Origin of the sequence: Pseudomonas sp. LRF_L74 (assembly GCF_965644255.1) — a bacterium.
Classification (GTDB): domain Bacteria; phylum Pseudomonadota; class Gammaproteobacteria; order Pseudomonadales; family Pseudomonadaceae; genus Aquipseudomonas.
The window spans coordinates 98,058-108,597 of record NZ_CBFFRH010000002.1; the positions used below are offsets into that span (position 1 = coordinate 98,058).

General features: G+C 63.9%; 12 protein-coding genes. All 12 read left to right on the plus strand.

The features are described 5' to 3' along the window. Window positions 1–15 precede the first annotated feature (15 nt). The 12 genes from ACSZPK_RS05350 (at window position 16) to ACSZPK_RS05405 (ending at window position 10,532) form a co-directional block, all read left to right on the plus strand. Window positions 16–777, plus strand: coding sequence for a quinoprotein dehydrogenase-associated SoxYZ-like carrier (locus ACSZPK_RS05350; protein WP_437880383.1), 762 nt, complete (start codon window positions 16–18; stop codon window positions 775–777). Window positions 778–793: 16 nt separating this feature from the next. Then, entirely contained in the window at window positions 794–1,111 is a 318-nt protein-coding gene (locus ACSZPK_RS05355) for an EthD family reductase (protein ID WP_437880384.1), read from the plus strand. Window positions 1,112–1,113: 2 nt separating this feature from the next. Continuing rightward, window positions 1,114–2,043 carry a quinoprotein relay system zinc metallohydrolase 1 gene (locus ACSZPK_RS05360; protein ID WP_437880385.1) on the plus strand — a complete coding sequence of 310 codons (930 nt, stop codon included), beginning with the start codon at window positions 1,114–1,116 and terminating at the stop codon, window positions 2,041–2,043. A 179-nt stretch (window positions 2,044–2,222) separates the two neighbouring features. Further along, entirely contained in the window at window positions 2,223–3,044 is an 822-nt protein-coding gene (locus ACSZPK_RS05365) for a substrate-binding periplasmic protein (RefSeq protein ID WP_437880386.1), read from the plus strand. Window positions 3,045–3,081: 37 nt separating this feature from the next. Continuing rightward, window positions 3,082–3,408, plus strand: a complete 327-nt coding sequence (locus tag ACSZPK_RS05370) for a DUF4398 domain-containing protein (protein ID WP_437880994.1) — start codon at window positions 3,082–3,084, stop codon at window positions 3,406–3,408. Continuing rightward, entirely contained in the window at window positions 3,405–4,205 is an 801-nt protein-coding gene (locus ACSZPK_RS05375; protein WP_437880387.1) for an OmpA family protein, read from the plus strand. Before ACSZPK_RS05370 ends, ACSZPK_RS05375 begins: the two co-directional genes overlap by 4 nt. A gap of 136 nt (window positions 4,206–4,341) precedes the next feature. Beyond that, window positions 4,342–5,793 (plus strand): PLP-dependent aminotransferase family protein, encoded by a 1,452-nt coding sequence (locus tag ACSZPK_RS05380; RefSeq protein ID WP_437880388.1) that lies wholly within the window; start codon window positions 4,342–4,344, stop codon window positions 5,791–5,793. A 63-nt stretch (window positions 5,794–5,856) separates the two neighbouring features. After that, on the plus strand, window positions 5,857–7,545 hold the full coding sequence (locus ACSZPK_RS05385; RefSeq protein WP_437880389.1) for a vWA domain-containing protein: 1,689 nt from the start codon (window positions 5,857–5,859) through the stop codon (window positions 7,543–7,545). Continuing rightward, window positions 7,546–8,127: an RNA polymerase sigma factor gene (locus ACSZPK_RS05390; RefSeq protein WP_437880390.1), complete on the plus strand. Its 582-nt coding sequence runs from the start codon at window positions 7,546–7,548 to the stop codon at window positions 8,125–8,127. Next, a complete protein-coding gene (locus tag ACSZPK_RS05395; protein ID WP_437880391.1) occupies window positions 8,124–8,762 on the plus strand; it encodes a hypothetical protein in 639 nt (212 codons plus the stop codon). Before ACSZPK_RS05390 ends, ACSZPK_RS05395 begins: the two co-directional genes overlap by 4 nt. A gap of 49 nt (window positions 8,763–8,811) precedes the next feature. Continuing rightward, the gene (locus ACSZPK_RS05400; protein WP_437880392.1) at window positions 8,812–9,948 is read left to right on the plus strand and encodes a hypothetical protein; all 1,137 of its coding nucleotides are present in this window, start codon (window positions 8,812–8,814) and stop codon (window positions 9,946–9,948) included. Window positions 9,949–10,028: 80 nt separating this feature from the next. Then, a complete protein-coding gene (locus ACSZPK_RS05405) occupies window positions 10,029–10,532 on the plus strand; it encodes a hypothetical protein (RefSeq protein WP_437880393.1) in 504 nt (167 codons plus the stop codon). The last annotated feature ends 8 nt before the right edge of the window (window positions 10,533–10,540 follow it).

Genomic DNA, 10,540 nt, shown 5'->3' on the forward strand with positions numbered 1-10,540 from the left:
CAGCAAGGAGTTCAGATGCACAGGCGTGCGCTGCTTCTCGGTGCCCTTGGCCTGCCACTGCTGGCCAGGGCCGCCACGGGCGATCCGATGCCCTCGGTGGTCTGGGATTATCACCACAAGCGTCTGCTCGGCGGCGAGCCGTTCATCTTCGATGAGCGGGTGAAGGTCAGCGTGCCGCCGTTCGCCGAAGATGCCCGCCAGGTACCGGTGGAGATCGATGCCCGGGCTTTGCCTGGGCGTTACGGCAAGCTGCTGTTGTGGGCCGAGCTCAATCCCATTCCCCATGCCTTGACGCTTTATCCCGGCGAGGGGCTGCTACCGCTGCTGGCGGTGCGTATCCGTATCGAGCAGGCCACGCCGGTCAGGGCCGCGCTGCTCGGTGACGACGGCATCTGGCATGTGGGCTCGGCCTGGGTCGATGCCGCCGGTGGCGGTTGCACCGCGCCGAGTGTGGTGCGCGCGCAGCCGGGCTGGGAAAAACGCCTGGGCCAGGTCCGTGGCGGCGTGTTCGCCCGGCGTGGCGATGAGCGTGTGAGGGTGCAGATTTCCCATCCCATGGATAACGGGCTGATCGGCGGCATCCCCGAGTTCTATATCGATCACGCCGAGCTGCGTGATGAGCGCGGCGAGGTGCTGGCGCGCCTCGACCTGTATCCGGCGGTCAGCGAGAACCCGAGCCTGACCTTCGAAGTGCGTGGCCATCGCCGCACGACTCTTTGGCTGCGCGACAACAACGGCAATGAATTCAGCGCGGCCATCGCCGCCGCCAAACCATGAACGAAGGAAGGCAGTGATGATCAAGGTCAGCGTGTTTTACCCGAACGGTGCCGACGTACGCTTCGACATCGACTACTACTGCAACACCCACATGGCCCTGGTGCGCGACTGCCTGGGTAGCGCCTGCAAAGGCATCGCTGTCGACCATGGCCTGGCCAGCGAGGGTGGGCAGGGCCTGCAACCGTTCGTGGCCATCGGTCACTTGCTGTTCGATAGCCTGGAGGATTTCCAGGGCGCCTTCGCGCCCCACGGCGACCGGATCATGGGTGACCTGCCCAACTTCACCAATGTCCAGCCGCAGTTGCAGATCAGCGATGTGCGCCTGACGGCTTGACCATGCGCGGCCTGTTTCTTCTGTTCACGCTGCTATGTGTCGGCCCGGTGCAGGCCGAGCTGAGCTACGACCTGCAGCCGCGCAGGATTGCCGAAGGCACCTGGCTGCTCGAAGGCAGCACCGACAACTTCGCGGCCAGCAACGGTGGCGATATCGTCAATGTCGCGTTCATCGAGACCGACGCCGGGGTGGTGGTGATCGACAGCGGCCCGTCGAAACGCTATGGCGAGGCATTGCGCCAGGTTATCGCCAAGGTCACCGGCAAACCGGTCGAGCGCCTGTTGCTGACGCACCATCATCCTGATCACGTGCTGGGCAACCAGGCCTTCGCCGACGTGCCGATCTTCGCCCTGGCCGGCACCCGCACGTTGCTGGAGGAGCAGGGCAATGCCATGGCGGAGAACATGTACCGCCTGGTCGGCGACTGGATGCGCGGCACCGAAGTGGTGTTGCCGAACCGGGTTGCCGAGGCGGGTGTGATGGAGGTGGGCGGACATCGCCTGCGCCTGCTGGAGCTGCATGGCCATACCGGTGCCGACCTGGCGATTCTCGATGAGAAGACCGGCGTGTTGTTCGCCGGCGATATCGTCTTCTACCAGCGCGCGCTGACCACGCCGAACAGCCCGGGACTGCAAGTCTGGCTGGACGATATCGAGACCCTGCGCAAGCTCCCCTGGCGCCTGGTCGTGCCTGGCCATGGGCCGCTGGCGAGCGATGAGCAGCCTTTCGTGCAGATGCGCGATTACCTGGGCTGGCTCGATAGCGTGATGCGCGCCGGCGTGGCCGAGGGCGCCGACATGAATGACTTGCTGCGCACGCCGATTCCCGAGCGTTTCGCCAAGGTCAGCCTGAGTCGTTACGAACTGGTGCGCAGCATCACCCACCTGTATCCGAGCTACGAGCGTGCGGCGTTGTCGCGGCTGGATGAGTAACCACGAGCAGCCAAAGGCGCTGGAGAATAGCGGCGGCCAGCCGTCTTGAAGCGTGCCGCTGCCGTTGCCTCCTCATTCGCTTGGTGTTTTTGCGCTAGGATCGTCGCCTCGTCGCCTCGTCGCCTCGTCGGGCTCGAAGCCCCCCTGTGATTTCCGGAACGGGACATTGGTCCATGCGCATGCTGTCACCCAGATTGTTTTCCCTGTTGTTCGCCGGGCTTGTCAGTAGCACCTCGCTATTGGCGGCAGGCAAGTGCGAGCGGCTGGTCGCCACCGGCAATCCGGAGTATCCGCCTTATCTCTGGCAGGACCCGCAGAACCCGGAGAAACTCATCGGCGCCAACGCCGATCTGCTGGCCGCCATCGGCGAGGCCATTGGCGTGAAGATCGATGTCCTGTACAGCGGCCCCTGGTCGCAGGCCCAGGACGAGGTGCGCAGCGGACGCGTCGATCTGCTCGCCGGGGCGTTCATCACCCTGGAGCGCCTGGAGCTGATGGACTACATCCATCCGGCGTTCTACGAAACCCAGAGCCTGGTGTGGGTACACAAGGGGCGCGAGTTTCCTTTCGCCCACTGGGACGACCTCAAGGGCAAGGCCGGCGGCAAGCTGGTCGACAATAGCTCCGGCCAGGCCTTCGACACGTTCGCCAAGGCCAACCTGACCCTGGAAAGCGTGCCCAGCCTGGCCCAGGCTTTCCAGCAATTGCTGCTCGACCGCACCGACTACGTGGTTTACGAACGCTACCCTGGCGTTGCCGTCGCCGAGACGCTCGGCCTGCTTGGCGATCTGCAGGCGCTGGACGTACCTGTTTCCAGCGAGGGCCTGTTCCTCGGCCTGTCCCACGACTCGGCCTGCAACGATCCGTGGCTGCGCGGACAGTTGGCGAAAAAGATGACAGAATTGGCCGCCTCCGGACTGCCGGAAACCCTGTTGCAACGTAATCTCGCGCTGTGGAGAGACTTGCAGTCTCAGCCCGTGAATACCTCGCCGAATAAGTAGGAAGCTTGTAGTGATCACGCGATTTACCTATGCCGCCCTGGCGTTTTTCGCCTTGTCGGGTTGTGCCAACGACCCGGCCCCCAACGAACAGATGCGCCTGACCCAGCAGGCGGTCGAGCAGGCCCGTGCGATCGGCGCTGGCCAGGACATCCCGGAAATGGCGCAGGCCGAGAGCAAGCTCGCTCGGGCCGAAAAGAACATGGCCGAAGAGGACTACAAGCGCGCGCGCATGCTGGCCGAACAGGCCGAACTGGATGCCCGCCTCGCCGAGGCCAAGGTGTTGACGCAGAAGAGCGAGCGGCAGGTCGCGGACCTCAACCTGAGAATCGAGCGCCTGCGCAAGCAACTGAGGGCAGTCCAGTGAAGTATCCACTCGTTGCCGTTTTCGTCGTCTGCGGCTTGTCTGGTTGCGCCGGCCAACAGGGTGAGCAGGCCGTCTCCGAGGCCGAGGCCCGTTTCCAGGCGGTCAAGGAAGATCCTGATGTACTGCGCAGCGCGCCGAAGGATGTGATTCGTGCCGGCGAGTCGCTGGGCCGTGCCCAGCGCCTGGGCAACTACTGGGGCAGCGAGCACGATGTCGCTCATTACGCCTACCTCAGCCAGCGTTACAGCGCCATCGCCAGCGAGCACAGCAGGCTGGCCCAGGACCAGGAGCGCCTGGCCAAGCTCGAACTCGAACGCCAACGGCTGCAACTGGGCTTGCGCGAGGCCAAGCTGGCCAGCGTGCAGCAGCAGGGCAAATGGCTTGAAGAACAGATGGTCAGTCTCGCCACCACGGAAACCGACCGCGGCCTGGTGCTGACGCTCGGCGACGTGTTGTTCGATCCGGGCCTGGCCGAACTCAAGCCCGCTGCCAACCGTACCATCCTCAAGCTGGTGCAGTTCCTTCAGCTCAACCCGAAGCGCGTCGTGCGGGTCGAGGGCTATACCGATGGCAAGGGCGATCGCAAGGAGAACATCAAGCTGTCCCGCGACCGCGCCCAGGCCGTGGTCGATGCGCTGGTCGACCTGGGTGTCGAGCCCAAACGCATTGGCGTCGAGGGGTATGGCGAAGCCTATCCGGTGGCCGACAATGCCTCCGAACGTGGCCGAGCGCAGAATCGGCGGGTGGAAATCGTCTTCTCCGACGATCAGGGGCGTATCGGTCCGGTTCGTGAATAGCGCTTCGTTGGCATAACAGTCTGGTTGAACGGGCCGTTGCTGTGAATCTGTATGGGAAATGATCCGGGAAACTGTATGGATGAATTTTCCCGGTATTGAGCTACTGTACTGGTCCAGTTTCCTGCGGAGCGCCAAAATGACCAGCCTGTTGCTCTATCAACGTATCGCCCAGCAACTGGCCGAGGATATCCGTCGTGGTGTCTACCAGCCGGGCGAGCGCGTGCCTTCGGTACGCAAGATGAGCGCCCAGCTCAGCGTCAGCCACGCCACGGTGCTGCAGGCATACGCCAATCTCGAGGATCAGGGGCTGATTCGCGCACGTCCGCAGTCGGGCTATTACGTGCACCAGAGCGCGGCGCTCACCGCCTCGACCCCGGACATCTCCCGAGTCGAACGTCCTACCCTGGTGACCCGGGGCAGCATCATCAGCCAGGTGCTGACCGACTCCCGCCAGGAAAACGTGTTTCCCCTCGGCGCCGCGGTGCCGCATGTCGATTACCTGCCGGTGCGGGCATTGCACCAACAACTGGCCAAGGTCACCCGTTTCCAGAGCCCGCAGGCGTTCAGCTACATGTTCAGTCCCGGCTTCGAGCCGCTGCGTCGCCAGGTGGCGATCCGCATGCGTGACGCCGGCGTGGTGGTCAATCCGTCGGAAGTGGTGATCACCCACGGCTGCGTCGACGCGATCCACATGGCGTTGCGCGTCACCACCAAGCCGGGCGACCTGATCGCCACCGAGTCGCCGACCTACTACGGCCTGCTGCAACTGGCCGATCTGCTGGGCCTCAAGGTCATCGAGATTCCCTGCGACCCGTCCACCGGCATGAGCCTGGAAGCCCTGCAGTTGGCGGCCAACCAGTGGCCGATCAAGGCGTTGGTGCTGACCGCGCGATTGAGCAACCCCATGGGCGGCAGCATCCCCGAAGAGCGGCAAAAGCAGTTGCTGCGCCTTACTTCCGACTACGGCATCCAGGTGATCGAGGACGACATCTACGGCGAACTGCTGTTCGAACCGGCGAAGCTCAAGGCGCTCAAGGCCCATGATCATCTCGACCAGGTGATCTATTGCTCGAGTTTTTCCAAGACCATCTCGCCGGGCGTGCGCATCGGCTGGATCATCGCCGGGCGTCATCAGGAGGAGATCGAACGGCTGCAGACCTTCAGCACCCACTCGGCCTGCAGCGTGACCCAGATGGGCGTTGCCGCCTATCTGGAGAACGGCGGCTATGACCGCCATCTGCGGCATATCCGCCAGGAGTACCGCAAGAACCTGACGGCCTACCAGATGGCCGTGCAGCAGTACTTCCCGGATGGCACGCAGATGACCCGGCCCCATGGCGGTTTCATCCTCTGGGTCAGCCTGCCCGGACGGGTCAACGTCAAGGACCTGCATGCCCGTGCCTTGCTCCAGGGCATCAGCATTGCGCCGGGCATGATCTTCAGCAACACCGAGCAGTTCAACAACTGTGTGCGCCTGACCTGCGGCATTCCCTGGAACCGCGAGGCGGAGCGGGCGATGATGGCGCTTGGCATGCTGGCGTCGCAGTTGTGCGCCGAGGCTGGCGAAACTTTTCGTATATCGGCCTGACCCGAATCGGCCAGGGGCTCCGTCTACCTGAGCGAATGGACTGTCGCTCAAGGAGAACGCCCCATGTCCCGCTCTGCTTTTCATCCTCTCGGCGCCGGCTTCACCGCTGGCATCCTGCTTGGCCTGGCCGGCTGCAACGTGGCCAGCAACGACACCCGCGTGCAGCCGGCCGTCGAAACCTCTTTACCTCAGGTCGCCGCCGAGGAGTCTTCGAGGAAGACCGGTGCCTCGCTCGCCAAGCCGCGGATGCTGGCAACCATGCCTGCCGCGATAGCGCCGGCGCCGCTGCTGGATAGCAGCGCGGCCTATCAGGTGGAGGGCCGCGAGCAATACCAGAAAATTGCCGAGAATCCGCTGCATGCGGTCGCCGAGCAACCGGTGTCCACCTTCAGCATCGACGTCGACACCGGCAGCTACGCCAACGTCCGGCGTTTCCTCAATGGCGGCAACTTGCCGCCCAGGGAGGCGGTGCGCCTGGAGGAGCTGGTCAACTATTTCCCCTATGCCTATCCGCAACCGAGCGGCGCCACCCCTTTCGGGGTGACCACCGAACTGGCCGCTTCGCCGTGGAATCCCCAGACTCGACTGCTGCGTATCGCGATCAAGGCTTCGGACATGCAGGTCGAGGCCTTGCCACCGGCCAACCTGGTGTTCCTGGTCGATGTCTCGGGCTCGATGGATCGTCCCGATGGCCTGCCGATGGTACAGAGCACGTTGAAGCTGCTGGTCGATCAGTTGCGCCCGCAAGACCGTGTGGCGCTGGTGACCTACGCCGGCGATGCCAGTGTGGTGCTCGAATCCACGCCCGGCGACCAGAAGGCGAAGATCCGCGCGGCCATCGAGCGGCTCAGTGCGGGCGGTTCGACGGCGGGGGAGTCGGGAATTCAACTGGCTTATCAGGAGGCGCAGAAAGCCCTGCTGAAGAACGGTATCAACCGCATCCTGCTGGCCACCGATGGTGACTTCAACGTCGGCATCAGCGACTTCGACGCGCTCAAGGCGCTGGCGGCCGACAAGCGCAAGAGTGGCGTATCGCTGACCACCCTCGGTTTCGGCACGGGCAATTACAACGAGCAACTGATGGAGCAGTTGGCCGATGCCGGCGATGGCAACTATGCCTATATCGACAACCTGCGTGAGGCACGCAAGGTATTGGTGGAGCAGCTCAGCTCGACCCTGGCGACGGTGGCCAGGGATGTGAAGATCCAGGTCGAGTTCAACCCGGGCGAGGTCAGCGAGTACCGCCTGCTCGGCTATGAAAACCGTGCGTTGAAGCGGGAAGACTTCAACAATGACAAGGTCGACGCTGGCGATATCGGCGCTGGCCATACGGTCACTGCGCTCTATGAGATCGTCCCGGTGGGCGCCAAGGGCTGGCTCGAACCGCTGCGCTATGCCGATGCGGCCAAGCCTGCCGGCAAGGCCGGGGAGATCGCCTGGCTGCGTCTGCGTTACAAGACGCCGCATGGGCAGGCGAGCGAGCTGGTCGAGCAGCCCATCGCGGCGGAAAAGCCAGCCAAGTCCATTGCCAGCGCCAGCGAGGACCTGCGCTTCGCCGCGGCGGTGGCGGCCTTCGCCCAGCAGCTCAGCGGCGGCACTTACGTCGGCTCGTTCAGCATCGCCGATAGCGCGGCTTTGGCGCGTTCGGCCAAGGGCGAGGATCGCTACGGCTTGCGTGCCGAGTTCGTGCAACTGGCCGAACTGGCGCAAAGCCTGCAAACTTCGCAAAACGTTCAGGTCAGGGCCGACTAATTGAACCCACTGCCAGAAGACGACGCCGCCTTGTTGCGGCGTTATCGCAACGGTGAAGCCGCTGCGTTCAGCCAACTCTACGAACGCCATCGTCTTGGCCTGTTCCGCTTCCTGCTTGGCCTGTGCGCGGATCACGCCCTGGCCGAGGAGGTCTTCCAGGAGACCTGGATGAGCCTGATCCGCAGTTCCAGCGAGCAGCGCGAGGCGGTGCTGTTCAAGACCTGGCTGTACCAGATCGCGCGCAACCGGCTGATCGACCATTGGCGCAAGAGCGGTCGCCACCAGGGAAAGCTCGATGAGTATGACGAGCAGCAGCACGCCAGCGCCGATCCGGGCCCAGGGCCGGAACAGCAACTGCTGCTCAGTCGCGACCAGGAGCGCTTGCAGGCGGCACTTGCCGACCTGCCCGACGAGCAGCGCGAAGTGTTCCTGATGCGTGTCCATGGCGATCTGGAATTGAACGAAATCGCCGAACTGACCCAGACGCCCGCGGAAACCGTGAAAAGCCGTTTGCGTTATGCCCTGAACAAGTTGCGTCGGCTGCTGGCCGATCCGGCCTCGGCCGAAGAGGTGTCCGCATGAGCCGTCATGATCTATCCCGGGATGAGCAGGCGTTGCTCGATCATTACCGCCAGCACAGCCAGGGACAGCCCTCGCCGGCATTGGATGCATTGATCCTCGATGCGGCACGCCAGGCGGTCGAGCCGAGCCTGGATGAAACGCCACGGCCTGATCGGGCGCGCCACGGATCTTTTGCCGCACGCTGGCGCTGGCCGGCCGCGTTCGCCAGCCTGGCCACGCTGGTTCTAGGGCTCGGGCTGACCTGGCGCACGCTGGACGAAGCGCCCAAGGCCTATGACCAGGCTGTGCCGATGAGCGCACCGGCTCCGGCGCCTGTCGCGCCAGCGGCGGCAGAGGCGCCACGGATGAGCCGCAAGATGGCCGCCCCCGAAGCGCGCATGGAAATGCAGTCTTCTGCTCCCGCGATGGCCGATGAGTCGCAGAAAAAGACCGTGCAAGCAGCGCCTGCCGGCGCACCACGCCCGGGGGCGTTGCAAGATGCACTGCGCCAGGTGCTCGTCCTGCGTCGTCAAGGCGATGAAAAGCAGGCCGATGCTCTGCTCGCCAGCTTGCGTGAGCGCTATCCGGCGCAGCAGGTCGAGGCGGAGCTGTTGCGTATGCAAGTGCTGGAGAAAACGCCGGCCGGTTCGCGTTGATGGAAGAAGGGCCGCGTTAGAATGCGGCTTCTTTGTGTGGATGTGGGCCATGTCCGAAGATATCGATGACCGTCCGACCTCCTGGTTGCTGCTCAACCTGCTCTGGGAGGTGCTCAAGCTGGTGGCGCCGATCGCGCTGGTCGCCTGGCTGCCTTTGGGTATCGGGGCTGGCGCCATTGTCATTCTTGTCTTGGCTATGCTGATTGCCGCGCGTTTTCCCAACAAGAAACCGGCCTCTTCCATGAGCTGGTTGGCGACTGCGGCGCTGATCGGTTTCAGCATCGCCCTGGCGATCCATGCCGGGTCCGGCTGGAGCATGGCGCTGGCGTTGCTTGTCCTGGTGCTGGGGCTGGCTGGATTGGGTACGCTGGATCGCCACCTGGGGATCGGCCCCGCGAAAGTCGAGCCGCAGCGACTTACCGGCTCCGCCGACGACCCACGGGGCGAGAGCGCCTGGCGGGGTGGTGATCTGCTGACACCCGAGGGAGAGAGAATACGGACCTTCGCCTGGAGCGAAATCGCCATGGGCGGCCCGACGCTTGGCTGCTACCTGTTTCCTGATGGGGTCTTGCTCGACAGCCTGGGGGCGTCGGTGCTGTTTTCCGCCTGCGGGCGTTATTTCGCCGCGCCGTTGCCGAGTCGTTCGAGCTGGGGCCTGCTGATTCTCGACCGCAAGCGCAAGCGCGTGCACCTGCATGCCGATATTGAGTTGTTCTGGGAACTGGACCGTTTCGATGACGAGATGCTGATTGGCCGCCACAGCCCGCTGATCGGCAATCACGTATACGGCGCGAAGCTCAGTGACCTGCTGGAGTTGGGCAGAGAGGTGGACCTGGTTGCCGTCAATGACCTGTGGGTCATGCCCGAGATGCTGGGCGAGGCTCCGGCAGAGCGGGTATTTCCGGCATCTTATGATTCTCGTTGTGTGACCGGCGTGCGTTACCTGCCGGAATGCCTGCGGGCGTTCGACGATCCTGCCTACCTGCTGCGCCGTCCTGTTTATCGGTTGAGCGTGGATGGGCAGCTTTCAGAGTTGCTGATCGATGCTGATGAGCAAGGCCTATGGAGCCCGGATGGTCGACAGTTCATCTGTTTCGCTCGCCCGCTCGTAGAGGCTGAGGGCTGGTCGCGACACGCATGGGCCTGGGAAGAGGATGTCGGATGGCAGCAATTGGCGCCCCTGTGAACACACACCCGACTAGCCGCTCGGCTTGCCTTCTGCGCATGCAGGGGAGAGCATTAGCGATATCGAATAAAGACCTGACGATGATGAAGCCGTTTCGACTCCTGTCCATTGGGCTGATTGCCAGCCTGCTGGTTGCCTGTGACCAGCCTTCGCCACAGCAACCGGCGCCTACGCCCGCTCCCCCGCAAACGGAGCAGAAGGCTGCCAGTGCTGTGCCCGGGAAGCCGGCAGCGTCGCCTGCCCAGCCGGCGCCTGTCCCGGCGAAAAGCGCTGAGCCAGCGACTTCTGCCAAACCGGCCCAGGCGTCTGCCAACACACCCAAACCGCAACCGGCCAAGGTCGATTCGAGGAAAGCCCCGGAGTCCAAGCTCGACCTGCGGCTGCCCCCGGAACTCGCCAAGCAGGTCGAGATGGATGACGCGCTCGATACTGTCCCGCAAGAGCCGCTCTTGCCACCGATGTTCGTGGAAAAGGAGCCGCCTCCAGCACCGTTCCAGCTCAATGGCCGCTTGTTGACCAACGACCAGCCCAGCAGTGATAACTCGGTGCAGGGGGCGGAGCTGCAGTTTCAGTTCCGTAACTGAGCAGATCA

What these genes read in the sequence shown, in the direction of transcription:
- ACSZPK_RS05350 (WP_437880383.1), top strand. Translation starts at nt 16, where the DNA reads ATGCACAGGCGTGCGCTGCTTCTCGGTGCCCTTGGCCTGCCACTGCTG.
- ACSZPK_RS05380 (WP_437880388.1), top strand. Translation starts at nt 4,342, where the DNA reads ATGACCAGCCTGTTGCTCTATCAACGTATCGCCCAGCAACTGGCCGAG.
- ACSZPK_RS05355 (WP_437880384.1), top strand. Translation starts at nt 794, where the DNA reads ATGATCAAGGTCAGCGTGTTTTACCCGAACGGTGCCGACGTACGCTTC.
- ACSZPK_RS05405 (WP_437880393.1), top strand. Translation starts at nt 10,029, where the DNA reads ATGATGAAGCCGTTTCGACTCCTGTCCATTGGGCTGATTGCCAGCCTG.
- ACSZPK_RS05360 (WP_437880385.1), top strand. Translation starts at nt 1,114, where the DNA reads ATGCGCGGCCTGTTTCTTCTGTTCACGCTGCTATGTGTCGGCCCGGTG.
- ACSZPK_RS05395 (WP_437880391.1), top strand. Translation starts at nt 8,124, where the DNA reads ATGAGCCGTCATGATCTATCCCGGGATGAGCAGGCGTTGCTCGATCAT.
- ACSZPK_RS05365 (WP_437880386.1), top strand. Translation starts at nt 2,223, where the DNA reads ATGCTGTCACCCAGATTGTTTTCCCTGTTGTTCGCCGGGCTTGTCAGT.
- ACSZPK_RS05400 (WP_437880392.1), top strand. Translation starts at nt 8,812, where the DNA reads ATGTCCGAAGATATCGATGACCGTCCGACCTCCTGGTTGCTGCTCAAC.
- ACSZPK_RS05385 (WP_437880389.1), top strand. Translation starts at nt 5,857, where the DNA reads ATGTCCCGCTCTGCTTTTCATCCTCTCGGCGCCGGCTTCACCGCTGGC.